This window comes from Tabrizicola sp. YIM 78059 (genome assembly GCF_004959785.1).
GTDB classification, from domain to species: Bacteria; Pseudomonadota; Alphaproteobacteria; order Rhodobacterales; family Rhodobacteraceae; genus Tabrizicola; species Tabrizicola caldifontis.
Window position 1 is genome coordinate 223,587 of the sequence record NZ_SJZH01000002.1, and the last position, 26,611, is coordinate 250,197.

General features: G+C 66.3%; 25 protein-coding genes. 9 read left to right on the forward strand and 16 right to left on the reverse strand.

Annotated elements, in window-relative coordinates; all coding sequences use genetic code 11:
- Nucleotides 1-190: 190 nt before the first annotated feature.
- Complete coding sequence (locus EZM81_RS03750) at nt 191-613, reverse strand: DUF1489 family protein (protein ID WP_371685718.1); 423 nt, start codon at nt 611-613, stop codon at nt 191-193.
- Nucleotides 614-724: 111 nt separating this feature from the next.
- Here EZM81_RS03750 and EZM81_RS03755 point away from each other — a divergent pair, with 111 nt between their 5' ends.
- Nucleotides 725-3,010 (forward strand): adenosylcobalamin-dependent ribonucleoside-diphosphate reductase, encoded by a 2,286-nt coding sequence (locus EZM81_RS03755; RefSeq protein ID WP_136644825.1) that lies wholly within the window; start codon nt 725-727, stop codon nt 3,008-3,010.
- 87 nt (nt 3,011-3,097) lie between these two features.
- On the opposite strand, the gene EZM81_RS03760 is transcribed toward EZM81_RS03755, so the two are convergent.
- From EZM81_RS03760 to EZM81_RS03815, 12 genes are all read right to left on the reverse strand, one after another.
- Nucleotides 3,098-3,928, reverse strand: a complete 831-nt coding sequence (locus tag EZM81_RS03760) for a 3-keto-5-aminohexanoate cleavage protein (RefSeq protein ID WP_136644826.1) — start codon at nt 3,926-3,928, stop codon at nt 3,098-3,100.
- Nucleotides 3,929-3,935: 7 nt separating this feature from the next.
- Nucleotides 3,936-4,808 (reverse strand): intradiol ring-cleavage dioxygenase, encoded by an 873-nt coding sequence (locus tag EZM81_RS03765; RefSeq protein WP_135447840.1) that lies wholly within the window; start codon nt 4,806-4,808, stop codon nt 3,936-3,938.
- Nucleotides 4,809-4,810: 2 nt separating this feature from the next.
- Complete coding sequence (locus tag EZM81_RS03770; RefSeq protein WP_136644827.1) at nt 4,811-6,565, reverse strand: FAD-dependent monooxygenase; 1,755 nt, start codon at nt 6,563-6,565, stop codon at nt 4,811-4,813.
- Nucleotides 6,558-7,604, reverse strand: a complete 1,047-nt coding sequence (locus EZM81_RS03775; protein WP_135447836.1) for a branched-chain amino acid ABC transporter permease — start codon at nt 7,602-7,604, stop codon at nt 6,558-6,560. The genes EZM81_RS03770 and EZM81_RS03775 overlap by 8 nt, the downstream gene beginning before the upstream one ends.
- A 1-nt stretch (nt 7,605) precedes the next feature.
- Entirely contained in the window at nt 7,606-8,469 is an 864-nt protein-coding gene (locus EZM81_RS03780) for a branched-chain amino acid ABC transporter permease (RefSeq protein ID WP_136644961.1), read from the reverse strand.
- Nucleotides 8,470-8,623: 154 nt separating this feature from the next.
- Entirely contained in the window at nt 8,624-9,334 is a 711-nt protein-coding gene (locus tag EZM81_RS03785; RefSeq protein WP_169052296.1) for an ABC transporter ATP-binding protein, read from the reverse strand.
- Nucleotide 9,335: 1 nt separating this feature from the next.
- On the reverse strand, nt 9,336-10,058 hold the full coding sequence (locus tag EZM81_RS03790) for an ABC transporter ATP-binding protein (RefSeq protein WP_135447831.1): 723 nt from the start codon (nt 10,056-10,058) through the stop codon (nt 9,336-9,338).
- A gap of 52 nt (nt 10,059-10,110) precedes the next feature.
- Nucleotides 10,111-11,385 carry an ABC transporter substrate-binding protein gene (locus tag EZM81_RS03795; protein ID WP_136644828.1) on the reverse strand — a complete coding sequence of 425 codons (1,275 nt, stop codon included), beginning with the start codon at nt 11,383-11,385 and terminating at the stop codon, nt 10,111-10,113.
- Nucleotides 11,386-11,411: 26 nt separating this feature from the next.
- Nucleotides 11,412-12,473 carry a maleylacetate reductase gene (locus EZM81_RS03800; protein ID WP_136644829.1) on the reverse strand — a complete coding sequence of 354 codons (1,062 nt, stop codon included), beginning with the start codon at nt 12,471-12,473 and terminating at the stop codon, nt 11,412-11,414.
- A complete protein-coding gene (locus EZM81_RS03805) occupies nt 12,470-13,129 on the reverse strand; it encodes an alpha/beta hydrolase (protein ID WP_136644830.1) in 660 nt (219 codons plus the stop codon). Before EZM81_RS03805 ends, EZM81_RS03800 begins: the two co-directional genes overlap by 4 nt.
- The gene (locus EZM81_RS03810; RefSeq protein WP_136644831.1) at nt 13,129-14,085 is read right to left on the reverse strand and encodes a VOC family protein; all 957 of its coding nucleotides are present in this window, start codon (nt 14,083-14,085) and stop codon (nt 13,129-13,131) included. The genes EZM81_RS03805 and EZM81_RS03810 overlap by 1 nt, the downstream gene beginning before the upstream one ends.
- A gap of 5 nt (nt 14,086-14,090) precedes the next feature.
- Nucleotides 14,091-14,954 carry a dioxygenase gene (locus tag EZM81_RS03815; RefSeq protein WP_136644832.1) on the reverse strand — a complete coding sequence of 288 codons (864 nt, stop codon included), beginning with the start codon at nt 14,952-14,954 and terminating at the stop codon, nt 14,091-14,093.
- Between the two features lie 88 nt (nt 14,955-15,042).
- Here EZM81_RS03815 and EZM81_RS03820 point away from each other — a divergent pair, with 88 nt between their 5' ends.
- Complete coding sequence (locus EZM81_RS03820) at nt 15,043-15,993, forward strand: LysR family transcriptional regulator (protein ID WP_135447819.1); 951 nt, start codon at nt 15,043-15,045, stop codon at nt 15,991-15,993.
- On the opposite strand, the gene pheS is transcribed toward EZM81_RS03820, so the two are convergent.
- On the reverse strand, nt 15,990-17,072 hold the full coding sequence (gene pheS / locus EZM81_RS03825; RefSeq protein WP_135447817.1) for a phenylalanine--tRNA ligase subunit alpha: 1,083 nt from the start codon (nt 17,070-17,072) through the stop codon (nt 15,990-15,992). The genes EZM81_RS03820 and pheS overlap by 4 nt on opposite strands.
- 128 nt (nt 17,073-17,200) lie before the next feature.
- Between pheS and EZM81_RS03830 the strand changes: the two genes are divergently transcribed.
- On the forward strand, nt 17,201-17,701 hold the full coding sequence (locus EZM81_RS03830) for a DUF1643 domain-containing protein (protein WP_135447815.1): 501 nt from the start codon (nt 17,201-17,203) through the stop codon (nt 17,699-17,701).
- 7 nt (nt 17,702-17,708) lie between these two features.
- Here EZM81_RS03830 and EZM81_RS03835 read toward each other — a convergent pair whose 3' ends face one another.
- Nucleotides 17,709-18,734, reverse strand: a complete 1,026-nt coding sequence (locus EZM81_RS03835; RefSeq protein ID WP_136644833.1) for a calcium-binding protein — start codon at nt 18,732-18,734, stop codon at nt 17,709-17,711.
- Between the two features lie 289 nt (nt 18,735-19,023).
- On the opposite strand from EZM81_RS03835, the gene rpsO reads away from it, so the two are divergent.
- The 6 genes from rpsO to mutS all read left to right on the forward strand — a co-directional run bounded on the left by rpsO (nt 19,024) and on the right by mutS (nt 26,012).
- Entirely contained in the window at nt 19,024-19,293 is a 270-nt protein-coding gene (gene rpsO, locus EZM81_RS03840; protein WP_135447811.1) for a 30S ribosomal protein S15, read from the forward strand.
- Between the two features lie 110 nt (nt 19,294-19,403).
- A complete protein-coding gene (hslV, locus tag EZM81_RS03845; protein WP_135447808.1) occupies nt 19,404-19,961 on the forward strand; it encodes an ATP-dependent protease subunit HslV in 558 nt (185 codons plus the stop codon).
- On the forward strand, nt 19,958-21,034 hold the full coding sequence (locus EZM81_RS03850; protein WP_136644834.1) for a hypothetical protein: 1,077 nt from the start codon (nt 19,958-19,960) through the stop codon (nt 21,032-21,034). The genes hslV and EZM81_RS03850 overlap by 4 nt, the downstream gene beginning before the upstream one ends.
- Entirely contained in the window at nt 21,031-22,326 is a 1,296-nt protein-coding gene (hslU, locus tag EZM81_RS03855) for an ATP-dependent protease ATPase subunit HslU (protein ID WP_135447804.1), read from the forward strand. The genes EZM81_RS03850 and hslU overlap by 4 nt, the downstream gene beginning before the upstream one ends.
- A 3-nt stretch (nt 22,327-22,329) precedes the next feature.
- Nucleotides 22,330-23,340 (forward strand): aldo/keto reductase, encoded by a 1,011-nt coding sequence (locus EZM81_RS03860; RefSeq protein WP_136644835.1) that lies wholly within the window; start codon nt 22,330-22,332, stop codon nt 23,338-23,340.
- Nucleotides 23,341-23,390: 50 nt separating this feature from the next.
- Nucleotides 23,391-26,012 carry a DNA mismatch repair protein MutS gene (gene mutS / locus EZM81_RS03865; RefSeq protein ID WP_136644836.1) on the forward strand — a complete coding sequence of 874 codons (2,622 nt, stop codon included), beginning with the start codon at nt 23,391-23,393 and terminating at the stop codon, nt 26,010-26,012.
- Between the two features lie 50 nt (nt 26,013-26,062).
- Here mutS and EZM81_RS03870 read toward each other — a convergent pair whose 3' ends face one another.
- Nucleotides 26,063-26,605 (reverse strand): nucleotide exchange factor GrpE, encoded by a 543-nt coding sequence (locus EZM81_RS03870; RefSeq protein ID WP_136644837.1) that lies wholly within the window; start codon nt 26,603-26,605, stop codon nt 26,063-26,065.
- Nucleotides 26,606-26,611: the final 6 nt, after the last annotated feature.

Sequence of the window (26,611 nt, forward strand, 5' to 3'; positions counted from 1 at the left end):
GGGAGGCGCAATGCGCCTGAAAAAGCCAGAACGGCCCCTGTCCCCTTGATGCGGGCCTCCTCGCCCGCAGTGCCGGAATCTCGACCGTCGGCAGGGTCAGTAGCCTAATGCACGGCGGCTGTATAGGGCCGAACGCGACGCTTCCGCGAAGAATGCACGCGGCAAGGGCCGGCAATCCGGCGCGCCAGGTTCAACGCAGACCGATTTCCGCAAGCGCCTGGGCAAGCCTGGGGGGAAGCGGATCATCCTTGGCACGGCCCGGCGCCAGGTCGCGCGGGCTGTCCTTCGGATCAAGATAGCGCCACCCCTGGAAAGGGCGGCGGGGGGCGGGTTCAGTACGGATCACTTCGTGGTCGAGGACAAGGGCGCAGCGCGGGATGCCGTCGCCGAGGTTCACCTCCTGCAGGTCGAGGATGCGCTGACGGCACAGGATCACGCCCTTGATCACCCAGTAGAGCGAGCCGCCGTCCAGCACCTCGGCCTCGCGTTTCGGCCACATGCGGGTGACGTGGAGCGCCCGGCCCTCCGGCCAGTGCGGGCGCTGGCTGCGCTGCCAGTCGAGCAGATCCTCGACCGAGTCGGCGCCGACGCAGAGTTTCAGGAGGTTGATCATGCGCCCGATCATAGGGCCTGCGGCGGGGGCTTCAAGTTGACCCCCGGGGGGCAGGGGCGTATCTTGGGCCTTCTGCCGGACTTATCCACAACAGACAGGAAGATTCGCCCGATGTCGCGATTCGATGCCCCCATCGCCGAAGCCATCTGGGACATGAAGTATCGCTTCAAGGAGGCGGACGGCACGCCGATCGACGGGACGGTGGAAGACACCTGGCGGCGGATCGCGCGCGCTCTGGCCGCGGTGGAGGCCGAGCCCGCGAAATGGGAGGACGAGTTCTATTCCGCGCTGGAGGATTTCCGCTTCCTGCCGGCCGGCCGCATCACCGCCGGGGCTGGGACCGGGCGTCAGGTGACGCTGTTCAACTGTTTCGTCATGGGCACGATCCCCGACACCATGGCCGGGATCTTCGACAGCCTGAAGGAGGCCGCGCTGACCATGCAGCAGGGCGGCGGGATCGGCTATGACTTCAGCACGATACGGCCGCGAGGGGCGCCAGTCGCCGGGGTGGCGGCGGATGCCTCGGGGCCATTGTCGTTCATGGATGTCTGGGATGCGATGTGCCGCACGATCATGTCCGCCGGCAGCCGCCGGGGCGCGATGATGGCGACGATGCGCTGCGATCATCCCGACATCGAGGCCTTCATCGAGGCGAAGAAGGATCCGGCCCGACTGCGCATGTTCAACCTCTCGGTCCTGGTGACCGATGCCTTCATGGCCGCGGTCAAGGCCGATGGCCCGTGGGAGCTGGTTTTCGGCGGCAAGGTCTACAGGACGGTTCAGGCGCGCGACCTGTGGAACCGGATCATGCGGTCCACCTATGATTTCGCCGAGCCGGGGGTGATCTTCATCGACCGGATCAACGCCATGAACAACCTTGCCTATTGCGAGACGATCGCGGCCACCAATCCCTGCGGCGAGCAGCCCCTGCCACCCTATGGCGCCTGCCTTCTGGGCTCGATCAACCTGGCGCGGCTGGTGAAGGATCCGTTCGAACCCCATTCGCAGCTGGACATGGATCAGTTGAACCGCCTGGTACGCACGGCGGTGCGGATGATGGACAACGTGGTGGATGCCAGCCGCTTTCCGCTGCCGCAGCAGGCCGAGGAGGCGCGGGCCAAGCGGCGGATCGGGCTGGGGGTCACGGGGCTTGCCGATGCGCTTCTGATGGTGAGGTTGCGCTATGGCTCTGAGGAGGCCGCGCGCGTCACCGGGATCTGGATGCATGCCATCGCACGGGCGGCCTATCTGGCCAGCGTCGATCTGGCGAAGGAGAAGGGCCCCTTCCCGCTGTTCGATTCCGCGAAATACCTGGCTTCGGGCACGATGCAGCGGATGGATGCCGATGTGCGTGCAGCGATCGCCGCGCATGGGATCCGCAATGCGCTTCTGACCAGCGTGGCACCGACCGGGACGATCAGCCTTTACGCCGGCAACGTCTCAAGCGGGATCGAGCCGGTATTCGCCTATGCCTATACCCGCAAGGTGTTGCAGAAGGACGGCAGCCGCACCGAGGAGGAGGTAGTGGATTATGCCGTCCGTCTGTGGCGCGAGAAATTCGGCGATGCGGCCCTGCCCGACTATTTCGTGAATGCCCAGACGCTGCCGCCGCTCGACCATGTGCGGATGCAGGCGGCAGCGCAGGAATGGGTGGACAGCTCGATCTCGAAGACGATCAACTGCCCGGCGGACATTTCCTTCGACGATTTCAAGGATGTCTACATGGCCGCCTGGGATCAGGGCTGCAAGGGCTGCACCACCTACCGCCCGAACGAGGTGACGGGTTCGGTCCTGACCGTGTCAGAAACCACCGACAAGGCGCCGGGAGAGGGGCCGGAGCAGGCCCGGGCCGCAGCTTCCGGGGGCGAGGTGGTCTATCTGTCCGAACCGCTCGACCGCCCGGCCGCGCTGGAGGGGCGCACCTACAAGCTGAAATGGCCGGGAACCGAACATGCCCTTTACATCACGATCAACGACATCGTGACAGCGGGTCACCGCCGGCCCTTCGAGGTGTTCATCAACTCGAAGAACATGGAGCATTACGCCTGGACGGTGGCGCTGACCCGGATGATTTCGGCGGTGTTCCGGCGCGGGGGGGATATCTCGTTCGTGGTCGAGGAACTGAAGGCCGTGTTCGACCCGCGCGGCGGGGCTTGGATGGACGGCCGCTACATCCCCTCGATCCTTGCGGCCATCGGCGGGGTGATCGAGCGTCACCTGATCGAGATCGGCTTCATCGAGGGCGAGGGGCAGGGCCTGAAATCGGACCCCAAGGCCGAAATCCTGCGGGTCGGCGAGGCGCCGCGCAAGGCCTGCCCGGCCTGCGGAAGTTACGACCTGCGGATGGTGGAGGGATGCCTGACCTGCGGGTCATGCGGGCATTCGAAATGCGGCTAGGCAGAGCACGGGAAGTGCTGCCGAAGGCGTGAAAGCGCGGCGCGGGAACAATCGCCTTTACCTTCGCGGCGTTTGTTCCCGCGCCGCTCAGGCCGGGGCAAGACCAAGCAGCTGACGGGCCTCGGCCGGTGTGGCGACAGGGCGCCGGTGTCGGTCGCAGATCTCGACCACGCGGCGGACAAGGGCAGCGTTCGAGGGCGCCAGCGTGGTCCTGTCCAGCCGCACGTTGTCTTCCAGCCCGGTGCGCGCGTGCCCGCCCGCAGCAACGCACCATTCGTTCAGCGTGATCTGATGCGGCCCGATCCCGGCGCCACACCATTCAGAACCCGGCAGAAGGCGTTCGACCGTGCGGATGTAATAGTCGAACACGTCGCGGTCGGCGGGCATGGCATTCTTCACGCCCATAACGAACTGCACATAGGCCTGGGCCTTCAGCCGCCCGTCGCGCTGCATCGCCGCAGCCTGGTGGATGTGGGAAAGGTCAAAGCATTCGATCTCGGGCTTGATCCCGTAGGTCAGCATTTCCGCAGCCAGCCAGTCCACCAGATCGGGCGGGTTTTCATAGACGCGCGTCGGGAAGTTGTTCGATCCGACCGACAGGCTGGCCATGTCGGGCTTCAGCGGCAGCATCCCCCCACGCGCCTTGCCGGCGCCGGACCGCCCGCCGGTGGAAAGCTGCACGATCATGCCGGGGCAGTGCCTGCGCACCCCCTCCATGAGCCGAGCGAATTTCTCGGGGTCGGAGGAGGGCGTGCCATCGTCGTTGCGGACATGGGCATGCACGATGGTCGCTCCGGCCTCGAACGCCTCGTGCGTGGATTCGATCTGTTCGGCGACGGTGATCGGCACGGCCGGATTGTCCGACTTCTGCGGAAGCGAACCGGTGATCGCGACGCAGATGATGCAGGGCTTGGTCATGGGCGGCTCAGCCTGGGGCAAGGACGAAGTCATGTTCCACCAGGAAGAACGGCCGGGTAAATCCGGCCTCGGCGATGCGCGCCGGATCGGACACAAGATCGAACTTTGCCAGCAGGCTTTCCTTCACGCCGAAGACCGCATCGGAATTGATGTAGGGATCGTCGGGGTCGAAGATGTGCGTCACCAGCCGCGCATGGCCTGGCGCCTCGATGATGTAATGCAGATGTGCAGGGCGGTAGGGGTGCCGGCCCAGCGCACGCAGCAGTTGGCCGACCGGCCCGTCATCGGGAATCGGGTAGAACTTCGGCTTCACGCCCTTGAACCAGTAGCGCCCGTCGGCCCCGGTACGGAACACGCCACGCAGGTTGAAGTCGGGCTGGATACCCTTCTGCTGCACGTCGTAGAAGCCTTCGTCGTTGGCCTGCCAGACGTCGATCTTCGCATTGGCCAGGGGCGACCCGTCGGTGGACCGGATCGTGCCGCGCACCAGCATCGGCTCGCCCTTTTGGTCAAGGCAGATGTCGCTGCCCATCGGCAGTTCCGGCGCGTCGGCGACGTGGAAGGGGCCGAGGACCGTGCTTTCGCTGGCGCCCGAGGGTTTGCGGTTGTTGATCGCATCGACCAGCATCGAAACCCCAAGAACATCGGACAGAAGGATGAACTCCTGCCGCCAGTCGGTGCACATGTGGCCGGTGGCGGTCAGGAACTTGATGGCCTCGAACCATTCCGCCTCGGTCGGCTCGATCTCCTTCACGGCGGCGTGCAGGTGACGGGTCAGGATCGCCATGACCTCGGCCAGACGCGCGTTCCGGGCCCTGGCATTGCGGCTGATGACGACCTCGGCAGAGTTGGCCTCGGTGAAGAACCCCTGTTCGGTCATGGTCAGTGCCCCAGGATGCTGCGCAGGACGTGGGTCAGGTCGGCCGCAGGGTCGCCGGACGCGCCGACCGACCGCCAGGCGACGTGATGGTCAGGGCGCACCAGCACACAGCCCGCGTCGCGGATTTCCCGCACCTTGTGCCAGTCACCGACGTGATCCTCGTAATCGGCGCGGGGACCGATGGTGATGGCGCGGATCGGCAGGTTCAGCGCACGGCCGACCTCGGCCGCGGCCTTCACCCATCCCTGGCCGCCGATTCCGGTAAGGATGGTGAACTGGCCCTTGCCGCACAGATCCAGCGTGGAATGCCTGCCGCCATGACGGTCATAAACCCAGGCATGCGGCAACCGCGCGCCGGGGAAGGTAGTCGGCTGATAGTAAAGCTCCATGTCCGCGTTCGGCGGCGGCGGGTCTTGCCCATCGGTGACCACCGCGCCAGAGCTGTAGCGCTGGTTCATCTCGACCCCGTGGCAGTCGAATTCGTAGACCTTGAAGTCGATCGCCTTGCGCAGCGCCTCGCGCTGGCGCTCGCCGGCTTCGGTGGCGTCGCAGCGGGCAGCCATGCTGCGCTGGATCTTTTCGTGGTCAACACCGCCGTCCATGCCCAGCGCCTCGAAGATCGGGCCGAATTCGGCGATGGACTGGTTGGCGCGGGTGACGATCTGTTTGGCGACCGGCGCGCGCTCGGCGCTGTAGCTGTCCAGAAGCCTGGGGGTCGCCTGTCCCTTGATGACGGCGGCCAGTTTCCAGGCCAGATTGAAGCCGTCCTGGATCGAGGTATTCGACCCCAGCCCGTTCGAGGGCGGGTGACGGTGCGCCGCGTCGCCCATGATGAACACGCGCCCCGATTGCATGTGGGTGGCGTAGCAGTTGTTCACCGTCCAGGTGTTGGCGCTGATCAGGTCGATCTCCAGATCTGGAACGCCGACCAGCTGCCGCGCGACCTGGGTCGCCATCGCCGCATCCACCACCGGGGCGGGCTGGTTGATGTCGTAGCCCCAGACGATCAGCCATTCGTTCCAGGGCCGCACCATGCGGACCAGGCCCATGCCGATCCCGCCCACATCGGCGCCGGGCTGCATGACCCAGTAGAGAACGCTGGGCCGGTGCGCGACGTAACGCGACAGGTCGGCGCGGAACAGGATGTTCATCGACCCGCCGACGCCCATCCTGCCCTCGAACGGCAGGCCCGCGTGCTCGGCGACGAGGCTGTTCCCGCCGTCCGCCCCCACCAGGTATTTCGACCGCACGGTGAAATCCTTGCCTGTAAGCCGGTCGCGGCAGGTGGTCGTGACCCCTTCGGCGTCCTGGACATGGGAGAGGTACTCGGTGGACATCCGCGACTGGGCACCCCGGCGACAGGCGGTGCCGAAGAGGATCGGCTCCATGAAGGTCTGCGGCAGGTCGTTCATCTCGCAGGGGCTGGCGCGCAGGTGGCGGGCCTTGCTTTCGGGCGAAGTGCCCCAGGATTGCATCCGGCCCAGTTCCTCGCCGGCCAGCGACACGCAGAAGACGTTGTTGCCCATCAGCTCCTGATGGGTGGCGTGCTTCATCGCCTCCTCCTCGACCTCGGGGCCAAGGTCGCGCAGGACTTCCATGGTGCGCTGGTTGGTGATGTGGGCGCGGGGGGTATTGGCCAGCCAGCGGTAGCGGTTCACGACCAGCACCTCGACCCCGTACGAGGCCAGGAGGGCCGCCGTGGCCGATCCGGCCGGTCCGGTACCGATGACAAGAACGTCGGTGGTGATGTCAGCCATTTCGGGCTCCTTCCAGGATCAGGCGGCGTTGAATGGGGAACAGGGCAATGCCCCAGCGGTCGGCGATCAGGCCCCAGAGACCGCGCGGGGCGAACAGCATGGTGACGATGGCCAGCAGGCCAAGCGCCAGCAGATACCAGCTGCCATAGTCGGCGAAGGCGGTCTGCAGGCCCCAGAAGACGAGAACGCCGAGGATCGGCCCCTCCAGCCGGCCGATCCCGCCGATGACGGCAATGAAGATGACATAGGCGGTCCAGTTGGTGACGGAGAAGGCCGCGTCGGGCGAGATGCGGGCGGTCTGGACATAGATCAGCGCGCCGACCAGGCCGGTCATCGTGGCGGCCGACAGGAAGACCAGCCACTTGACGCGCTGCGCGTCCACCCCGACAGACCGGGCCGCGTTGTCGTTGTCGCGGACGGCAGCCAGCGCAAGCCCCGTGCGCGACCGCAGAAGCGCGTAGATCGCCGCCATCGTGCCCACCGCCAGCGCGAGCGCCAGCCAGTAGGCCAGGATGTCGCGCGCAGCGGCATCGCGGATACCGAACAACTCGGCAATGGCCGCGACGCCGATGATGTCTGATGTCGCCTCGCGCGGCAGGCTGGTGCCGGTGCCGCCGCCGAGCGTCTTCCACTGGGCGACCAGAAGGCGCGTGACCTCGGCGATGACCCAGGTGCCGATGGCAAAGTATGCTCCTTGCAGGCGGAAGGCGAAGAAGGCCATCGGGATTGCCAGCAGGAAGGCTGCGACCCCGCCCAGAAGAATCGCTGGAACTGGATCCCAGCCCCAGAGGATGACGCCTGCGAACATCGCATATGCGCCGATGCCGACAAAGGCCTGCTGGCCGACGCTGACCATCCCGCCATAGCCCGCGATCAGGTTCCACAGCTGCGCCAGCGTCAGCATGGTCAGGATGAAGAACAGATCCTGGATCAGGCTGCGCGAGGCGAAGGCGGGCAGGACCAGGCCCAGGACAACCAGAGCCACGGCAGCGAGGCCGGCGACGGTCGAGGCGCGGGTGCGGGTGGTGACCTTGTGCATCTTAGTCCACCGCCCTTGGGAAAAGGCCGCGCGGGCGGATGATCAGCACGGCAAGAAAGGCCAGATGACCGGCAAGGATCTGCCATTCCGGATTGATCTGCGCGCCCACGGTCTGGGCGATGCCGATGATCGCACCACCCGCCAGCGTGCCCCAGAGGCTGCCGAGGCCGCCGATGATGACCACCTCGAAGGCATAGATCAGGCGCGCGGGACCGATCGAAGGGTCGAAGTTCGCCCGCATGCCAAGGTAAAGCGCGGCAAGGGTGACGATGACCATGGCAAGGCCCGTGGCCATGGCAAAGACCCCGCGCGGGTTGATGCCCATCAGGCTTGCGGTGACCGGATCGTCACTGGTTGCCCGGAAGGCGCGGCCGATCGCGGTGGTGTAGAAGATGCGGTTCAGGATGAAGATGGCCAGCACCGCCGAGCCGAAGGTCAGAAGCGGCAGGGTGCCTATGGTGACCACGCCCAGGTTGATCGAGGCGCTTTCCAGCGCGCCGGCGCGGATGCGCTGGCTGTCGGCCGAGAAGACCTCCAGCATGCCGTTCTGCAGCGCAACCGAGAGCCCGAAGGTGATGAGCAGCGGCGGCAGGATGTCCTTTCCGACGACCCGGTTCAGGACGAAGCGTTGCAAGGCCCAGCCCAAGGCGAACATGACCGGGGCGGCGATCAGGGCCGACAGGAAAGGGTTCAGCCCCAAGAGATTGACGGTGACCAGGATCAGGAAGGCGGCAAAGACGATCAGATCACCATGGGCCAGATTCACCAGCCGCATGATCCCGAAGACAAGGCTGAGGCCCGCAGCGAAAAGGGCATAAAGACCGCCAAGCAGGATGCCCTGGACGAGGACGTCGAGCCAGATCATCGCGACGACCTCGCAGAGTGGCAGGATGCCCCCCCTCCCCATCCGTCCCCCCGCGTGGGGGATGGAGGCGCGGGACAGCATGGCCGGGCGCCTCCCCTCCCCCTGGTGGGGAGGGGATTGGGGTGGGGGGCACGCAGGGAAAGGCTGGCAGGCGTCATGTGGGTTCCCCGAAATAGGCGGCGTGGATCGCCTCGAGGCTGATTTCGGCGGCGGGGGCATGCAAGGTCACGCGGCCCTCCATCAGGCAGTAGACCCGGTCGGCGACCGAAAGCGCGCGGGCGATGTCCTGTTCGACGATCACCACCGCCGCGCCGGTTTCGCGGATCGCGGGGAGGGCGGCGTAGATGTCGCGGATCACCACGGGGGCGAGGCCGAGGCTGACCTCGTCGCAGAGAAGAAGCTCGGGGTTCGACATCAGCGCGCGGCCGATGGCGACCATCTGCTGCTGGCCGCCGGAAAGCGCAGTGCCGGGCGAGTGGCGGCGGTCCTTCAGGATGGGGAACAACGCATAGATCGTGTCGAGCGACCAGCGGCCACCCCCCCGGCGCACTTGTCCCCCGATCAGCAGGTTCTCCTCGACGGAAAGCGAAGGGAAGAGCTTGCGCCCCTCGGGCACCATGGCGATCCCGCGCTGCATCACCTGGTCGGCGGGCAGGTCGCCGATCGGCTCGCCCCGGTGCAGGACCATGTCGGGGTCGTTGCGCAGCACTCCGGTGATCGAGCGCATCAGGGTCGTCTTGCCCGCGCCATTCGCGCCGATGATGGCGACACATTCGCCGGGGCTCACGGCAAGGTCGATGCCGAACAGCGCCTTGAACTGGCCGTAGGCGGCGGTCAGGCCCCGGGTTTCAAGGATGGGCGTCATGTCAGACCTCCATCCCCAGATAGATCTCGCGCACCTCTTTCGAGGCCATGATCGCGTCGGGCTCGCCGATCCCGATGACGCGGCCGAAGTCGAGGACCAGCAGCCGTTCCACGACCGATGTCAGGGCGTGCAGCACATGTTCGATCCAGATGATCGTGATGCCTTGCGCGTGCAGACCCCGGATCGTGGCGATCAGCGCCTGACATTCGCCTTCGGTCAGGCCGCCGGCGATTTCATCGAGAAGCAGAAGCTCCGGCCCGGTGGCCATGGCGCGGGCCAGTTCCAGCCGCTTGCGATCGAGCAGGGACAGGCTGCCGGCCAGCTGGTTGGCCTTGGGCAAGAGTTCGGTATCGCGCAGGACCGCGACGCAATGGTCGGTCACCTCGGCCTCGTGCTTGTTCTGGCCGTAGGCGGCGGCGGTCAGCAGGTTCTCGAACACCGTCAGCCCCTCGAAGGGCTGGGGGATCTGGAAGCTGCGGCCCAAGCCCATGCGGACGCGGGTCATCGCCGGGCTGCGGGTCACGTCGCGGCCCAGGAGCGTGACCGTGCCCGCATCGGCGAGGATATTGCCGGTTATCAGGTTGAAGAGCGTCGATTTCCCCGCCCCGTTCGGCCCGATGATGCCCAGCGCCTGGCCCTTCGGCACAGAAAGGCTGACGTCATCGGTCACCTTCAGGGCACCGAAGCTTTTCGAGACATTGGAAAGCGTCAGGACGTCGGTCATGCTGAATGTGGCCAGGGTGGCCCCCGGGAAGAAGTCCCGGGGGCCAACAAGATCAGGCCAGCGCCTCCATCTGGCCAGCAGCCGGAATCTCCGGCGCGGTCTGGTTGTCGACGATGACAAGGTCGAAGGTGTCGTCGTCCTTCCGCCGCCACTGGCCGCCAACCAGCGGGGTCTTGCATACGTTGGTGGCGGCGAAAGGTGGCACGCCGGCGCCGTTCCAGGCCACCTTGCCAACCATCGTGTCCATGTCGGTCGCGGCAATCGCCGCTGCGACCGCCTCGGCATCGGTCACGTCTTCGACGCGGCCCATGACGTTCGAGGCGACCTCGAACAGGGAATGGACAAAGCCGATCGGCTGGGTCCAGGGCCGGCCCGACTTCGCCGTGTAGTCGGCGGCAAGGTCGGCGCAGGACTGGCCGGTGAGCGAGGACTTGAACGGGTGCTGCGCGCTCCACCACACCTCGGACGAGAGGTTGTGCCCGGCCTCGCCCAGGGCCTCTACCGACTGCGGGAACAGGATGGCCTTGGCCACGGTGATGACCTTCGGGTTGAAGCCCTGTTGCAGCGACTGGTTGCGGAAGGTGGTGAAGTCGGGCGGGATCACGACGCCGGTGACGATGTCGCAGTTCGCCGCCTTGAAGGCGTTGATCTGTGCGGTGAAATCGTCGGTCAGGTTCTGGTAGCGGCCCGGATCGGTGAGGGAATAGCCCTGCGCCGCGAAACCGGGGCCGACACCCACGTTCGGGTCGCCCCAGGCGTTGCCGTCGCCATCGTTCGGGAACAGGCCGCCGACCTGCTTGTTGGTGTCAAGCTGGTTCCACATGTTCAGGAAGACGGCGATCACGTCCTCCAGCCCCCAGAAATAGTGGAAGGCGAAGTCGAAGGGCTTCCACGAGGCCGGGTCGCCGGGGTTGCCCTGCTGGCCGATGAACCAGGGCTGCCAGGGCGCCTTGGTCGAGATGACGGGCATCCCCTCCGCCTCGCAGGTGGTGGCCACGGGGTTCGTCGTCTCGGGCGTCGAGGCGACGACCATCAGGTTGATCTCGTCGTTGACGATCAGTTCCTTGGCCACGGCGGCGGCGCGGTTCGGGTCGGACTGGCTGTCCTTGACGATGACCTGGAAATTCTGGCCGACCTCGGTCGCAAGGAAGCTGGCGATGTTGTAGCTGTCGCTTTCGGCAAAGCCGGCCAGCGGGCCGGATTGCGGGCTGACATAGCCGATGCGGATCCTGGCCCCCTGTGCGATGGCAGGGGCGAACAGGCCCGGCGCCGTGGCGGCAAGGCCGGTGGCGGCGCTGGTGCGCAGGAATTTCCGTCTGGTAAGCATTATCGTTCCTCCCTCTTGGTTGCCTGTCATGCGGGGCATTGCCCATCCCAGGCCTGTTGCAGCAGTTGGCGGATGCCGTCCCGGCTGACGGGGCGTGGATTTGCGTATGGATTCCGGGTGGCGATCTCGGCCGCGCGATCGAGGTCGCCCTCGGTCATCCCAAGGTCGGCCAGACGCAGCGGCGCGTTCACCGCCTTGGCAAAGTGCCAAAGCCCGGCGCCCGCGCTGCCATGGCCGAAGGTATCGGCAATCGGGGCCAGAAGGCCACCCACGGCAGCTTCGTTGTAGGCGGTGGTGTGGGGCAACAGCACCGCGTGGGTTTCGGCGTGCGGCAGGCCGAAGCTTCCGCCCAGCACATGCGCCAGCTTGTGGTGCAGCGCCATGGTGACATGGCCGAGTGTCACCGAGCAGCCCCAGGCCGCATAAAGCGCCCTGGCGCGGGCTTCGCCGTTTACGGGATCCTCGATCAGAACCGGCAGCGCATCGCGGAAGGCGACCATCGCATCGCGCGACAGCGCCTCGGTGATCGGGTGGCGGTCGGGGGCATAGAAGCCCTCCATCGCGTGGGCGATGGCGTTCAGCGCCGAGGTCACGGTCAGCGCCACCGGCAGGGTCAGGGTCAGATCCACGTCATAGACCACGACCTCGGGCCGGATCGCCGGGTCGCGGCGGGTGGTCTTCTCTCCACCCGCGGTTTCGCCCAGGATGTCGGTCATTTCCGAACCGGCATAGGTGGTGGGGATCACCAGCTGATCCGCCCCGGTGCGGACGGCAATGGCCTTGCCCAGACCCGTGGTCGAGCCGCCGCCCAGCGATACGACACAATCCGCCCTTGCCGCGCGGAAGGCGGCGATCGCCTGTTCGGTCACCTCGACCGGGGTATGCATCGCGGCACCGGCAAAGATGCCGGCAGCCTTGTCGCCCAGCCTGTCGGCCAGGGCCCGCGCTTCGGCCCGCTGATGCGGGGTGGACAGAATCAACGCGCGGGAATGGCCCATACGGGCGACTTCATCGGGCACCTGCGCCAAGGTGCCGTGGCCGAAGACAACCCGGGTCGAGAGGCCGGGAAAGACGAAGGGCCGGGTCATCGCGCCGCCCCCATGGCCGGAGAGCGTCCGGCGGCAAGATCAATCAAAACAGTCTCTAACATGGCGATTTCTGCGTCTGACACCTCGTGCGGGCGACCGGGGAACACGTCGCACCGAAGCCTTGCCCCGGCACGGCCAAGCTCGGCCGCAGCCTCGGCGAATGCCTGAACCGGAATCCAGGGATCCGCATCGCCTGCCGACAGATAGACAGGCAGGCCGGATGGCAGGCTTGCGGGTCGGTCGTCGCCCGAAAGACCAACGCGGCAACCGGTAAGGGCCACAACGGCGTCGGGCAATTCTTTGCCGGTGCAGACATGTTCCAGCGACAGGCAGGCGCCCTGGCTGAAACCGGCCAGCAGCAGGGGCAAGCCCGGAGCATGGGCACGCAGGCCGGATATCGCCCGTGCAAGACCGTCCAGAGACATCGCCAGGTCTTCCCGGGTGGCGTCGGTCAGCGGATCGACCGCCCGGGCAGCATACCAGCTTTTCCCCTCGGCGCGCGGCAGGGCAAAGGCCACGTCACACAAGGTCAGGCGGCGGATGACCGCCGCCTCCATCTCTTCGGGCGACTGGCCGCGACCATGGACGAAGACGCACAGCACCTTCGCCCGGTCGGGCGCCGCACCCAGAGAGACGATGTCGGCAACACCCGGCATCAGAATTGTGCCGGTTCCAGACCCGCTTCCATCTCGGCACGCCGGTCCTCGAACCAGGGCGGGAACACAAGGCTCTTGCCGATGGCGTCGGCGGGTTCGTCCTTGGCCCAGCCTTCCGGCACGGTCCAGGCGAGTTCGAACAGCGCCCCTCCCGGCGACCGCATGTACATCGACTTGAAGTAGTTGCGGTCCTTCTGTTCGCTGACGTCCGTGTAGCCCATGCCCTCCAGCCGGGCCTTCAGGGCATACTGGTTTTCCTCGTTCCCGGTGTTGAAGGCCAGGTGGTGGATCGTGCCGCCCGCCAGCGTCCAGGTGCCCTGCGGGCTGTCGCGGTCGATCACGATTTCCAGCGCAGAATGCAGGCCGTTGTCTTCCGGCACGATCCACATGCTGCCCCTGTCATCGCTGCCTTCGCGGCGAAACTGCATACCGTGTTCCAGGAATTCCTCCATCGTGCCCGCATCCATCACGGCGACCGCACCGCCGTAGATGCCGCGGATGCCATGAGCACCCGACACGCCCTGTGCCGGGTTGGCGATCGGGGTGCGGGTATCGTCGGGGTTTTCCACCAGCTCATGCGGGATGCCGCAGGGATGGGCAAAGCTGACGCGGATCAGACCGAAACGTTCGCCCTTGACCGCCGGGATGCCCATGCCGTTCAGGCGGTCCACCCAGAAGTCGGCCGCGCCGACCGGGATCGACTGCATGATCGTCCGGCTCTGGTTCGTGCCGCGGCGCCCGAAAATGCCCGGCTTCTTGAACGGAAAGGTGGTGATGATGGTCGAGGCGTCGCCCGCAGGCGAGCCATAATACAAATGATAGACCGGAATGACGCCGTCGAACAGCACCGTCCGCTTGATCGAGTAGAGGCCAAGCCCCTTGGTGTAGAAGTCATAGTCTTCCTGCACGCCGTGCGTGCTCATGGTCAGGTGGTGATAGCCGGAGACTAGGGCCATGCTGGTCATCCCCTCTGGTCCTGGGTGGGTTGCGGGGTGTCGTCCCGGTCGAGAACCAGGGCGACGCTAAGGGTGAAGGCCGGGCCTTCGGGTCGGATGGTGCCGATGAGCTCGGGCTTGACGGCAAAAAGCGCATCGCGGCCGATCGCCGGATCGCTGCCGTCGAAGATCGCCGTGACAAGGCGGCGGTATCCCGGCGCGGTGACGGCGAAATGGATGTGGGCAGGCCGGTCGAGCGACAGGCCAAGCTTGCGGGCAAGCTGCCCGACCGGCCCGTCATCGGGCAGGCTGTAGCCGCCGGGGCGGATCGTGGTGAAGTGGAATGCCCCGGCGGCATCGGTGATGAAGCGACCGCGCAGGTTGTGCTCGGGCTGATTGTCGGGATCCTGGTTTTCGTAGCGACCGGCGGCATTGGCATGCCAGACCTCGACCAGGGCGCCGGCCAGCGGTTCCCCGGAAAGGTTTGTCACCCGGCCCGTCACCGACAGGGGTTGTCCGTCGCCATTGCGGCAGAGGTTGACCCCAAGTGGCAGGTCAGGCGCGTCGGCGCGGTAGAAGGGACCGGGCAGCGTGCCGGGCGTGGTGCCTGGCCGATCCTTGCAAAGCACGCCATCCGACAGGCCGAAGACATCGGCCAGCAGCACCCATTCCTGCCGTCTTGCGTCGGTGGCATAGCCAACATCAGTGAGGAACTGCACGAAGGCGTCCAGCTCTGCCGGGGTCGGCTTCAGCGTGGCGACGATCTGGAAGGCATGATCGACAATCTGGCGCACAGCCTCGCCCAGACGGCCCGGCGGCGCTGCCGCAAGGCGGCGGCGCAGTTCGGCTGCCACCGCCTGCCCTTCGGATGATCCGCCCTGCCCGTCCATTGCCAGACCTCCCCCTCGCACCATGCAAGCTAGAGGGGCGCGGCAGACTGGCAGATGACTTTTCGGAAGATCAATATATCATTCTGTTATGAAACTGAGCGAGGCGCACCTGATCCAGCTGTCTGCCGTTGTCGATGCCGGCAGCGTCAGCAAGGGCGCGCTGGCGTTGGGCCTGTCGCAGCCGGCGCTGTCGCGGTCGCTGGCCCAGCTTGAGGCGCGGGTCGGCAAGCCGCTGTTCGTCCGCGGACGCAGGCCGTTGCAGGCAACGCCGCTGGGCATGCAGCTTGCCGCGCATGGCCGCCGGATCCTGGCCGAAAGCCGCCGCGCAGCCGAAGCGGTGCAAAGCCTGTTGCGCGGCACGCGGGGGCTGGTGCGGGTCGGCGGTGTGCCCTTCTTCATGGATGCGATGATCAGCAGGATCATCGCCGCCTTCCAGAACCAGCACCCCGACGTGGATTTCGAACAAAGCTACGGCAACCTGTCAGAGGTCGGAACCGGCCTGCGCGCCGACCAGCTTGACCTGGGGATCGTGCCACTTGGCACCTCGGGAGAGCCGGAGGGGCTGGAGTTCACCCCGATCCTCGCCGCGCGCAACGTGGTCTGCTGCCGGACCGGCCATCCCCTTCAGCGCACCAAGCGGCTGACGACCGGCGATCTGGGCCGCTACCCCTGGGTCGCGCCTCTGCCGGGGTCGCCGCTGCTGGCCGACCTGTTCGCCATCCGGTCGTCGCTTGGGTCGCTGGAGCTGGACATCCGCTATTCGGGCGGCTCGCTTCTAAGTGTCATCAACTACCTGATCGAAACCGATGCGCTGGCCGTGCTGCCGTTTTCGGTCTGGTTTGCCGAACGCAAGCAGCATGCCATTGCAGTTCTGCCGGTGGATATTCCGCAGCCGCAGCGGCACCTGGGCATCCTGAAGCTGGCGGGCATGCCCAGGAACCCGGCCGCCGCCGTCTTTGCCGATTTCGTGGTGCAGTCGTTCCAGCAGATGCAGCAGATGATCCTGCGACACGAAAACGCCGTGGTCTGGCGGCGTTAGGTGCTGAGGCCGCCCGCCAGATCCGGCACGTCCAGCGGACTGAAGCCATAGTGGCGCAGCCAGCGCAGGTCGGATTCGAAAAAGGCACGCAGGTCGGGGATGCCATATTTCAGCATGGCAATGCGGTCGATGCCCATGCCGAAGGCGAAGCCCTGCCACTGGGTCGGATCGACGCCGGCTGCCTGAAGCACCTTGGGATGCACCATGCCGGAACCCAGGATTTCCATCCACTTGTCGCCTTCGCCGATCCTCAGCTGGCCACCTACGTTGGAGTAGCGGATATCCACCTCGGCCGAAGGTTCGGTGAAGGGGAAGTGGCTGGCGCGGAACCGCAGTTCGACCTTGTCCACCTCGAAGAAGGCGCGGCAGAATTCTTCCAGGCACCATTTCAGGTTGGCCATGCTGATGTCCCGGTCGATGGCCAGACCTTCGACCTGGTGGAACATCGGGGTGTGGGTCTGGTCCATGTCCATCCGGTAGACGCGGCCTGGCGCGATGACACGCAGGGGGGCGCCGCGTTCCATCAGCGCGCGGATCTGCACAGGGCTGGTGTGGGTGCGCAAGACGTGGGGCGCGCGGTTATCGCCGGGTGCGCGGTGCATGAAGAACGTGTCATGTTCCTGCCGGGCAGGATGTTCCGGCGGAATGTTCAGCGCGTCGAAGTTGTACCAGTCGCTTTCGACCTGCGGTCCTTCGGCAACCGAAAATCCCATGTCGGCGAAGATCGCCGTCAGTTCCTCCATCACGCGGGAAACGGGATGGATCGTGCCCGTGCGGCGGGGACGCCCAGGCAGGGTCACGTCCAGCCATTCCGCCTTCAGCCGCTCGTCCAGCGCGGCATCGGCCAGCGCGGTCTTGCGGGCACGCAGCGCGGCGTCGATCTCGTCCTTCAGGGCGTTCAGACTGGCACCGGCGGCCTTCCGTGCCTCGGGCTCCATCCTGCCCAGCGTCGCCATCAGGGCGCTGATCTCGCCCTTCTTGCCCAGGGCGGCAACACGGACCTCTTCCAGCGCGGCCTCGTCGGCGGCGCCGGCGATGGCGGAGAGATATTTGCCCCGAAGCGTGTCGATCCCGTCCATCGTCTTCTCCAAAGGATGCGGCCCCGTGCTAGCGGGGAAGGACCAGCGATGCAAGGCTTGCGGGCAGGGCAGGGCAGGCCTATCACCAGCCGGTGCAGGCCACGGCGGGCCTGCGAAGGATCGGGGCGATGATCACGCGCGGCTTCACGAAAGGTGATGCAGTATCCGAGGCCGTCTATTCGGATTGCGAACGCTACCGCTATCTTCTGACGCGAACCTGGCAGGATGGGCCGAAGGCGCTGTTCATCATGCTCAACCCTTCGACCGCGACCGAGATGCAGAACGATCCCACGGTCGAACGCTGCGAACGGCGGGCCCGGGCGCTGGGGTTCGGGGCGTTCAGGGTGACAAACATCTTTGCATTCCGCGCAACCGACCCAAGGGTGATGCGGGCGGAACCCGACCCGGTGGGGCCAGAGAATGACGCCGCGATCCTGAAAAGCCTGAGCTGGGCCGATGCGGTGGTATGCGCCTGGGGAAACCATGGTTTGCACATGAACCGCGGGGCGGTGGTCGAATCGATGCTGCGCGGTGCCGGCGCCCGGCTGACGCACCTAGGCCTGACGGGCCAGGGGCAGCCGCGCCACCCCCTGTATGTCGCCTATGACCAGAAGCCCGAACCCTGGTAGCGCCCGATCAGGCCCTTTCCAGGATCACGTCGGCCAGGTTCACCGCATCGCCCCGAATCACCGCAAGGGGGTGGCCGTCCAGGTAAAGCGTGCTGCCATTGCCGCCCTCGCCGACCAAAAGGCTGAGGCGGGGTTCGGGATGAATGGCCGGGTCGTAGACGATCACCAGCCTGTCCTGCGCGGCACTGTAATCGGATACATGCGCCACCTCGCCTTCACCCGGCCAATCGTGCAGAATGATGGCGTCTTCGTCGGCCCCGCCATGGCCGTGATCGCCGGGACCGAGAAGCAGCGTATCCCTGCCCTGGCCGCCGTTCAGAAAATCCGGCATGCCCTTGCCCGCTTCGCCTTGCAGGCCGGACAGCCAGTCATCGCCGGAACCGCCGTCAAGGATGTCTGATCCCGCCCCCCCGGCCAGGGTGTCGTGACCCTCGCCGCCGGCAAGCCAATCATCCCCTTCCCCGCCATCGAGGACATCATCCCCGGCGCCGCCCAGAAGCGTATCGGCCCCGTCGCCACCGAACATCGTGTCATTCCCGAAATGGCCCGAAAGCGAATCAGAACCGGACCCGCCGAACACAAGGTCGTCGCCATCCTGGGCGTCCACCGTGTCGTTCCCGGCGCCGCCGTGAACCCTGTCGTCCCCGGCCCCCGCCCAGACGGCATCGTTGCCTTCGCCGGCTTCGACAAGATCATCACCGGCGCGGGCGTCGATCAGGTCGCCCCCACCCCGGCCTTCGACCGTGTCATTGCCATCACCGCTGGACAGAAGGTCGCCTTCCGCCCCGCCCCCAAGCCAGAGATCAACCGGCGGGTCTGCCTTGAGATCGCCGGAAACGGGGTTCCCATCGATCATCGGTTCGGGACCGGCGATCCGGTCGAGAAGGCCCTGTTCCATCGGTGTGCTGTCCGGCCCGAGGCTGCCATCCCCTTCGCCGGAGTCTTCCGGCCCCGATGGGTCGCGGCCGGAAAGGATTGCATCCGCCGCAAGGCCCGCGGCAAGAATCCCGAGCAGTCCGAAAAGCGTCAGCACGATGTCACCCCCAGGTCACGGCGCCGTTGATCCGCGCTTTCGTTAACCATAAGATAAGATTAGGAAAACCTGCTGATTCCTAGCATGACTGCCCCTGATTCAGAAGCGGCCTCGCAGGAAATCTCCGGTCCTGGTTAATCGCCTCTGAAGGCCTTGGCTGCGCAAACCCTTTCCTTCCTTCGCGAATCCGCTTATAGGCCCGCATCCGCCCCGAAGGCGGACCCCCCTCCAAGGGCCCTGCTGGACGACATCCCGGCTTGTGCCATGACCCTTTGCAAAGGAGACCCCGATGTCGATCACCGTTGAAGAAAAAGCCCGTCTGATCAAGGAATACGCGACCAAGGAAGGCGACACCGGTTCGCCCGAAGTGCAGGTCGCGATCCTGTCGTCGCGCATCGCCACGCTGACCGAGCATTTCAAGGGCCACAAGAACGACAACCATTCGCGTCGTGGCCTTCTGATGCTGGTCGCCCAGCGCCGCAAGCTGCTGGACTACCTGAAGAAGAAGGACGAGGCGCGCTATGCCTCGCTGATCTCGCGCCTGGGCCTGCGCCGCTAAGGCCTTCGGCAAGGAAAACGGAACGCCCGCGCCACCCGCGCGGGCGTTTTGCTTTGCCTGACTTGAGGTGACCCCCGACCCCGGCCATATAGGGAAAAACGGAGGGTCCAATGGCCGAAGACAAGTTCCCCGGCTGGCACGGCACCACGATCCTTGCGGTCCGCCGCGGCGGCGAGGTGGTGGTCGCAGGCGATGGGCAGGTTTCCCTTGGGCAGACCGTGATCAAGGGGACCGCCCGCAAGGTTCGGCGGCTGAATCCCGGCGGGCATCCGGTCGTGGCGGGGTTCGCAGGATCTACCGCCGATGCCTTCACCCTGCTGGAGCGACTGGAAAAGAAGCTCGAGGCCGCCCCGGGCCAGCTGGCCCGCGCCTGCGTCGATCTGGCCAAGGACTGGCGGATGGACAAATACCTGCGCAACCTTGAAGCCATGCTGATCGTCACCGACGGCGCCGACCTGTTCGTGATCACCGGCGCAGGCGACGTGCTGGAGCCGGAACATGACGTGGCCGCCATAGGATCGGGCGGCAACTTCGCGCTGGCCGCAGCACGGGGCCTGATGGCAACGGACATGCCCGCCGAGGAGATCGCCCGCCGCGCCATGGCCATTGCCGCCGACATCTGCGTCTATACCAACGGCAACCTGACCGTGGAGACGATCCGGAAATGACGCCCGAGGATCTTCGCGCCGCCGTCGCCGCCGGCATCCTGACCGAGGCACAGGCGGCGTCGCTGACCGCGCTGGCCAATGACCGTCTGGGCAAACGTGCCGCCCTTCCCGCCGAAGACGAGCCATTCGAATTCTTCCGGGGCTTTTCCGAAATCTTCGTCTCGATCGGCCTGGTCATCCTTCTGTCCGGGATCGCGGCCATGCTCGCCTGGTTCGGCGGCGTGGCGCTGATGACGGTCCTGCCGCTGATCTGCGCCGGTATCTGCTGGTGGTGGGCCGGATACTTCACCCTCAAGCGGCGGATGAACCTGCCGTCGATGGTGCTGGCTTCGGCCTTCGGGGCCGGCATCTACCTGTCGGCGATCACCGTGCTGGGCCAGGCAGACCTGCCGCTGCGCAGCGTGGTCGTGCTGGCCTTCGTCCTGTCGGCCTTGGGCATGTCGGCCTGGTATCGCCGGTTCCGGCTGCCGTTTTCGGCCTTCATCCTGGGGCTTTTCGTGCTGGGGGCGATCTACACCATGACCGCCTCGGTCGATTCGCTGGGCGGTTTCGTTGCGGGTGGCCGGGGCGGCATGGGCGGGTTCTTCGACCTGCGCGAAAGTCCGCAGTTCGCCACCGCAACGCTGCTTTTCGGCATCGTGGCCTTCCTCGTGGCCATGTGGTTCGACACCCGCGACCCGCACCGGCTGGGCCGGCACGCCGCCACCGCCTTCTGGCTGCACATGCTGGCCGCGCCCGCGCTGGTGAACACGGTGGCGCTGACCCTCTATAACACCGGCGGCGCCGGCGGGATCGGGTTGCTGATCGTCGCCCTGGTCATCATCACCCTGCTGGCTCTGATCATCGACCGGCGGTCCTTCCTGACCGCCGCCATTGCCTATATCGCGCTGGTCATCGCCTGGGTGATCGGCGACCGGGGCGATTTCGGCACCTGGGCCTTCATCCTGATCGCCCTTGGCGGCCTGATCACCGCCATCGGCACCTGGTGGGTGCAACTGCGCGCCACCGTGTTGCGCGCCCTGCCCGACTTTCCCGGCAAATCCCGCCTGCCACCCTATGGGAGCACCGAATGACCGACCTGACCCCGCGCGAGATCGTCTCGGAACTTGACCGCTTCATCATCGGCCAGAAAGAGGCCAAGCGCGCCGTTGCCGTCGCCCTGCGCAACCGCTGGCGGCGCAAGCGGTTGGGCGATGATCTGCGCGATGAGGTCTATCCGAAGAACATCCTGATGATCGGCCCGACCGGCGTGGGCAAGACCGAGATCAGCCGCCGCCTGGCGAAACTGGCCAAGGCACCGTTCCTGAAGGTCGAGGCCACCAAGTTCACCGAGGTCGGCTATGTCGGGCGCGACGTGGATTCGATCATCCGCGATCTGGTCGATGTGGCGATGAGCGATACCCGCGCCCGGATGCGCGAGGATGTGAAGGCCCGCGCCCACAGGGCTGCCGAGGACCGGGTGATCGAGGCACTGGCCGGCAAGGATGCGCGAGAACAGACCCGCGAGATGTTCCGCGCCAAGCTGAAGCGGGGCGAACTGGACAACACCTTGATCGAAATCGACGTGGCCGATGCCTCACCCATGCCCCTTGGCTTCGGGATGCCCGGAATGGAAAGCCAGATGCAGGGCTTGCAGGATCTGTTCAAGGCCTTCGGCGGCCGCACCAGCCGCAAGCGGATGACGGTGGCGCAAAGCTATGACGTGCTGATCGGACAGGAGGCCGACAAGCTTCTGGACGACGAGGCGGTGCGCACCGCCGCGCTGGAGGCGGTGCAGGAAAACGGCATCGTCTTTCTGGACGAGATCGACAAGATCTGCGCCCGGTCCGACGCGCGCGGTGCCGATGTCAGCCGCGAAGGCGTGCAGCGCGACCTTCTGCCCCTGATCGAGGGAACGACCGTTTCGACGAAGCACGGCCCGGTCAAGACCGACCATATCCTCTTCATCGCCTCGGGCGCCTTCCACATCGCGAAACCCTCGGACCTTCTGCCGGAACTGCAGGGCCGCCTGCCGATCCGGGTAGAACTGGCGCCGCTGACCGAGGAGGATTTCATCCGCATCCTGACCGAAACCGACAACGCCCTGACCCGGCAATATGCCGCGCTGATGGCGACCGAGGATGTGAAGGTGACCTTCACGCCGGACGGGATCGCCGCGCTTGCCCGCATCGCGGCCGAGGTGAACCGGGCGGTCGAGAACATCGGCGCGCGGCGGCTTTACACCGTGATGGAGCGGGTGTTCGAGGAACTTTCTTTCAACGCCCCGGACCGTTCCGGCCAGTCGGTGACCATCGATTCCGCCTTTGTAGAGACGAATCTGGGCGCCCTTGCCCGGTCGGCCGACATCTCGCGCTATGTGCTCTGACCGATGACGGTGATCGCCCCCCCTGCCCCTGCCTTCCCATCGGACTGGCCCCGCTTCGGCATGGGAACGGCCTCGCTGGGCAACATCTTCGCCACCTATTCCGAGGCCGAGGCGGCAGAAACCTTCGCCGCGGCCTGGAAAGCCGGGGTGCGTTATTTCGACACTGCGCCGTGGTATGGCCACGGCCTAGCCGAGCATCGGCTGGGAACGGCGATGCGGGACTGGCCTCGCGACCGGGTGGTGGTCTCGACCAAGGTGGGGCGGGTCTATGATCCCGCAGGGCGCGGGCAGGACGTGCGGATCAACTGGAAAGGCGGGCTGAACTTTGCCGTCCGCTACGACTATTCCGCCGCAGGCTTCGAGGCATCGCTCATGCAAAGCCGGCTGCGGCTGGGCCAGCCGGTCATCGATGCGCTGATCATTCACGACCTCGACCGCGACTATCACGGACCGGCCTTCGACCGGCACATGAATGACCTGACCGGGTCGGGTCTTGGCTATCTGCACCGTCTGAAGGCCGAGGGCGTGATCTCTGCCGTGGGCATGGGCATGAACACGCTGGCGGATTTCGCGGCCATTGCACCGTGGATCGAGGTGGATTTCTTCCTGGTCGCCATGCCCTATACCCTGGCCGATCAGGCCGCGCTGCGAGGACCGATGGCCGACTGCCTGCGACGCGGGATCAAGGTGGTGATCGGCGCGCCGTTCGCCTCGGGTTTGCTCGCCAACCCCTCGGCGCCGGGGGTGATGTATGCCTATGCGCCGGCAAGCACCGAGATGGTGGCGAAAGCCCTGGCAATCGAGGCGGTCTGTTCGCGGCATGGCGTGCCCCTTGCGGCGGCGGCGCTGCAGTTTCCGCTGCTGCATACGGCGGTTGTCTCTGTCATTCCCGGCGCGGTCTCTGCGGCGCAGGTGACGCAGAACATGGCCAACGTGGCCCTGCCAATCCCGACAGAACTTTGGCAAGACCTCAAGATGCAGGGGTTGATTGACCCGGACGCCCCTACCGGTTGAAAGGCGCCGTGCCACCGGTGTAGGGTGGCGCATCGCCCGGGGGGACGACCGTGACCGACGACGCCGTGACGCCGATGATGGCGCAATATCTGGAGATCAAGGCGCAGAATCCGGGCGCCCTTCTGTTCTACCGGATGGGCGATTTCTACGAGATGTTCTTCGACGACGCAGTGGCCGCCGCTGCCGCGCTGGACATCGCGCTGACCAAGCGCGGGATGCATCTGGGCGAGCCGATCCCGATGTGCGGCGTGCCGGTCCATTCGGCCGAAAGCTACCTGCTGACCCTGATCCGCAAGGGCTTTCGCGTCGCCATCGCAGAACAGCTGGAAGACCCGGCCGAGGCGAAAAAGCGCGGCTCCAAGGCTGTGGTGCGGCGCGATGTGGTGCGGCTGGTCACGCCCGGCACGCTGACCGAGGACAGCCTTCTGGAAGCACGTCGCCACAACTTCCTGGCTGCCTATTCCGAAGTGCGCGATCAGGCTGCGCTGGCCTGGGCCGACATCTCTACCGGCGAATTCCGGGTGATGCCATCCTCGCCGACCCGCCTTGGGCCCGATCTTGCCCGCATCGCCCCCCGAGAGCTGCTGCTGAACGAGGCGCGGGAGCGGGAAATCGTCTCTAACATGGCAGAAAATGCGGTTTCGATCACACCGCTATCGCGGGGCAGCTTCGATTCCGCCAATGCCGAAAAGCGGCTGTGCGACCTGTTCGGCGTCGCCTCGCTGGACGCCTTCGGCAGCTTCGACCGGGCCGAGGTTTCGGCCATGGGCGCGCTGGTCGACTACCTGCACCTCACCCAGCGCGGCCGCATGCCGCTGCTGCGTCCCCCGGTGCGCGAACTGTCGGGCGGCACGATGCAGATCGACGCCGCCACCCGCCGCAATCTGGAACTGACGCAGGCGCTGTCGGGCGGGCGCGAGGGTTCGCTCCTCGCGGCGATAGACCGGACCGTCACCGCCGGCGGCGCGCGGCTCCTAGAACGCCGCCTCTCCTCGCCCTCGCTTGACCTCAAGGTCATCCATTCCCGCCAGGCCGCGCTGGACTTCCTTCTGGAAGCCCCCGCCCTGCGCGCCCGCCTGCGCGAGGCGCTGCGGCGGGTTCCTGACATCGACCGCGCCCTCTCGCGCCTGGCGCTCGACCGCGACGGCCCGCGCGACATGGCCGCGATCCGCGCGGGGCTGGAACAGGCCGGACAAATCGCCGCCCTTCTGGCCGAGGCCCCGCCCCTTCTGGCCGAGGCCGCCCGCGCCCTGGTCGGCCATCAGGCGCTGGTGGATCTGCTGACCCGCGCGCTGGTGGCCGAGCCGCCGCTTCTGGCCCGCGACGGCGGCTATATCGCGCAAGGCTACGACCCCGAACTCGATGAAACGCGGGCCCTGCGCGACGAGGGCCGCGGCGTGATCGCCCGGATGCAGGCCGAATATGTCGAGGCCACGGGCATCGCCAGCCTGAAGATCAAGCACAACAACGTGCTGGGCTATTTCATCGAGACCACGACCACGCATGAAGAGCGCATGCGCTCGATGCCCGAGCTGTTCATCCACCGCCAGACCACCGCCGGACAGGTCCGCTTCACCACGCTGGCGCTGTCCGATCTGGAAACCCGGATACTGAACGCAGGCAACCACGCACTGGAGATCGAAAAGCGTCACTATTCCGGCCTGAAAGCCCGAATTCTGGACAATTCCGCCGTTATCGCGCAGGCCGCCCGCGCCTTGGCCGAGATCGACCTGGCCGCCGCCTTCGCCGATCTTTCCGCTGAAGAGGGTTGGTGCGCCCCGGTGGTGGACGACAGCCGCGCCTTTCATGTGGTCGGCGGCCGCCACCCCGTGGTGGAGCGCGCCCTTCGGCGCGAGGGCCAGCCCTTCGTCGCCAATGATTGCGCGCTGACGCCTGCGGAAACCCCGGCGATCTGGCTGCTGACGGGTCCGAACATGGCGGGAAAATCCACCTTCCTGCGCCAGAACGCCCTGATCGCGCTTCTGGCCCAAGCCGGCTCCCATGTCCCGGCCACGTCCGCCCGGATCGGGCTTGTCTCGCAACTGTTCAGCCGGGTGGGCGCAGCCGACGACCTGGCCCGTGGCCGGTCAACCTTCATGGTCGAGATGGTGGAAACCGCCGCGATCCTGAACCAGGCCGACGACCGCGCACTGGTGATCCTGGACGAGATCGGCCGCGGCACTGCGACCTATGACGGGCTTTCGATCGCCTGGGCAACGCTGGAACATCTGCACGAGATGAACCGCTGCCGCGCGCTGTTCGCAACGCATTACCACGAGATGACGGCGCTTGCCGGCAAGCTTCCTGGGGTCAGGAACGCCACGGTCACGGTGAAGGAATGGGAAGGCGAGGTCATATTCCTGCACGAGGTCCGCGAAGGCGCCGCCGACCGCAGCTATGGTGTGCAGGTGGCCAGGCTTGCAGGGCTGCCGCCCGCCGTGATCGAACGGGCGCGCGAAGTGCTCGAAGCGCTGGAAAAGGGCGACCGCGAGGGCGGCAAGCCCACCGCGCTGATCGACGACCTGCCCCTGTTCCGCGCCGCTTCACCCGCCGTACCGGCCGCGCAGCCCAGGGTATCGGCAGTTGAGGATCGGCTCAAAGACGTTCACCCCGATGAGTTGACGCCCATCGAGGCCCTGAAACTTGTCTATGAACTCAAGCGTTTGGTGTAGGGTGCGCCACAGCGCACCGTCCGGCGGTGCGCTGTGGCGAGGCATTCGCCCTATTCCGCCGTGTTCGATGACACGCCGACCTGTGCCGGGCGCAGCAGACGGTCGTGCAGCATGAAGCCTTCGGTCGCCACCTGGATGATCTGGCCAGCCTTGGTGCCGGGCACCGGGGCCTCGAACATGGCCTGGTGCAACTGCGGATCGAAAGTATCCCCCACAGCGGGGGAAATTGCCTTTACCCCGTGTCGGGCCATCACGTTGGTCAGTTCCTTCAGCGTCAGCTCCACCCCTTCGATCAGCGCGGCACTGGCGGCGCGGCTTTCCTCGGGAATTGCCTGAAGCGCACGGTTCAGGTTGTCATAGACCGGCAGAAGATCGCGCGCGAGCCGCGTGCCACCATACATCTCGGCCTCTTTCCTGTCCCGCTCGGCGCGCTTGCGGGAATTCTCGGCATCCGCCAGGGCGCGCATGAACTTGTCGCGCAATTCATCGCGCTCGGCCCTCAGGGCCTCCAGCTCGTCCACTCCGGCGTCCTCGGGGGTTGCCGCAAACTCTTCCAGCTCCACCTGCGACGAAGCGGCTTGTTCCTGCACCATCTCATG

What these genes read in the sequence shown, in the direction of transcription:
- hslV (WP_135447808.1), top strand. Translation starts at nt 19,404, where the DNA reads ATGGCCGAAGACAAGTTCCCCGGCTGGCACGGCACCACGATCCTTGCG.
- EZM81_RS03795 (WP_136644828.1), bottom strand. Translation starts at nt 11,385, where the DNA reads ATGCTTACCAGACGGAAATTCCTGCGCACCAGCGCCGCCACCGGCCTT.
- EZM81_RS03815 (WP_136644832.1), bottom strand. Translation starts at nt 14,954, where the DNA reads ATGGACGGGCAGGGCGGATCATCCGAAGGGCAGGCGGTGGCAGCCGAA.
- EZM81_RS03820 (WP_135447819.1), top strand. Translation starts at nt 15,043, where the DNA reads ATGAAACTGAGCGAGGCGCACCTGATCCAGCTGTCTGCCGTTGTCGAT.
- pheS (WP_135447817.1), bottom strand. Translation starts at nt 17,072, where the DNA reads ATGGACGGGATCGACACGCTTCGGGGCAAATATCTCTCCGCCATCGCC.
- EZM81_RS03755 (WP_136644825.1), top strand. Translation starts at nt 725, where the DNA reads ATGTCGCGATTCGATGCCCCCATCGCCGAAGCCATCTGGGACATGAAG.
- EZM81_RS03810 (WP_136644831.1), bottom strand. Translation starts at nt 14,085, where the DNA reads ATGGCCCTAGTCTCCGGCTATCACCACCTGACCATGAGCACGCACGGC.
- EZM81_RS03760 (WP_136644826.1), bottom strand. Translation starts at nt 3,928, where the DNA reads ATGACCAAGCCCTGCATCATCTGCGTCGCGATCACCGGTTCGCTTCCG.
- EZM81_RS03860 (WP_136644835.1), top strand. Translation starts at nt 22,330, where the DNA reads ATGACGGTGATCGCCCCCCCTGCCCCTGCCTTCCCATCGGACTGGCCC.
- EZM81_RS03850 (WP_136644834.1), top strand. Translation starts at nt 19,958, where the DNA reads ATGACGCCCGAGGATCTTCGCGCCGCCGTCGCCGCCGGCATCCTGACC.
- EZM81_RS03770 (WP_136644827.1), bottom strand. Translation starts at nt 6,565, where the DNA reads ATGGCTGACATCACCACCGACGTTCTTGTCATCGGTACCGGACCGGCC.
- EZM81_RS03750 (WP_371685718.1), bottom strand. Translation starts at nt 613, where the DNA reads ATGATCAACCTCCTGAAACTCTGCGTCGGCGCCGACTCGGTCGAGGAT.
- EZM81_RS03870 (WP_136644837.1), bottom strand. Translation starts at nt 26,605, where the DNA reads ATGGTGCAGGAACAAGCCGCTTCGTCGCAGGTGGAGCTGGAAGAGTTT.
- hslU (WP_135447804.1), top strand. Translation starts at nt 21,031, where the DNA reads ATGACCGACCTGACCCCGCGCGAGATCGTCTCGGAACTTGACCGCTTC.
- EZM81_RS03765 (WP_135447840.1), bottom strand. Translation starts at nt 4,808, where the DNA reads ATGACCGAACAGGGGTTCTTCACCGAGGCCAACTCTGCCGAGGTCGTC.
- EZM81_RS03780 (WP_136644961.1), bottom strand. Translation starts at nt 8,469, where the DNA reads ATGATCTGGCTCGACGTCCTCGTCCAGGGCATCCTGCTTGGCGGTCTT.
- EZM81_RS03805 (WP_136644830.1), bottom strand. Translation starts at nt 13,129, where the DNA reads ATGCCGGGTGTTGCCGACATCGTCTCTCTGGGTGCGGCGCCCGACCGG.
- EZM81_RS03790 (WP_135447831.1), bottom strand. Translation starts at nt 10,058, where the DNA reads ATGACCGACGTCCTGACGCTTTCCAATGTCTCGAAAAGCTTCGGTGCC.
- EZM81_RS03785 (WP_169052296.1), bottom strand. Translation starts at nt 9,334, where the DNA reads ATGACGCCCATCCTTGAAACCCGGGGCCTGACCGCCGCCTACGGCCAG.
- EZM81_RS03830 (WP_135447815.1), top strand. Translation starts at nt 17,201, where the DNA reads ATGATCACGCGCGGCTTCACGAAAGGTGATGCAGTATCCGAGGCCGTC.
- rpsO (WP_135447811.1), top strand. Translation starts at nt 19,024, where the DNA reads ATGTCGATCACCGTTGAAGAAAAAGCCCGTCTGATCAAGGAATACGCG.
- EZM81_RS03775 (WP_135447836.1), bottom strand. Translation starts at nt 7,604, where the DNA reads ATGCACAAGGTCACCACCCGCACCCGCGCCTCGACCGTCGCCGGCCTC.
- EZM81_RS03800 (WP_136644829.1), bottom strand. Translation starts at nt 12,473, where the DNA reads ATGACCCGGCCCTTCGTCTTTCCCGGCCTCTCGACCCGGGTTGTCTTC.